The 500-nt window shown below is 74.4% G+C and carries 1 protein-coding gene; it reads right to left on the bottom strand.

Annotated elements, in window-relative coordinates; genetic code table 11:
- Positions 1 to 130 precede the first annotated feature (130 nt).
- A partial coding sequence (locus AC1DQC_RS20405) for a hypothetical protein (RefSeq protein WP_477053041.1) occupies positions 131 to 500 on the bottom strand: 370 nt, incomplete at its 5' end.

The raw sequence follows: 500 nt of genomic DNA, 5'->3' as shown, positions 1-500 counted from the left end.
GCGGCGGCCGCCGCCATCCCGAGCTGCCGGGTGGTGACCATCGAGGTGGGGCACAGCGTGCACCGCGACCGGCCGAACCAGTTCGAGGCCGTGGTCGCGGAGTTCCTCGCCGGCGAGTGAACAGCCCGCGTCACCAGCCCGCGCTGAAGGAGTACCAGGGCCCGCGCAGGTGCCACACCCGCACGCCCTCGCCGACCGGGTCGGGCGTGGTGGGCTCCCCGTTCGGCAGGTAGGCCACGCCGTCGTCGTTCAGGAAGCCGCTGGCGGGGATGACGAAGTAGACGTTGTCGCCGTGCGTGCGTACGCCACCGACGTCGTAGCTGCCGATCCGGCGCCCCCGTCCGGAGTCGGTGCCGGCCCGGACCTCGTCGACGGCGGCCGCGAAGTCGCCCGCTGCGAGGGACCACCGCGCCTGCAGCGGCGCGTCGAACACCGCCAGTGCGGCGCTGACCACCGCGACGGCCGGCACCGCGAGCAGCCAGGCGGACCAGGTCTTGGTC

Source organism: Cellulomonas sp. P4_H12, from assembly GCF_056400905.1.
Note: the sequence above shows the minus strand (reverse complement) of the source record. Positions and strands in the feature narration are given on the sequence as shown.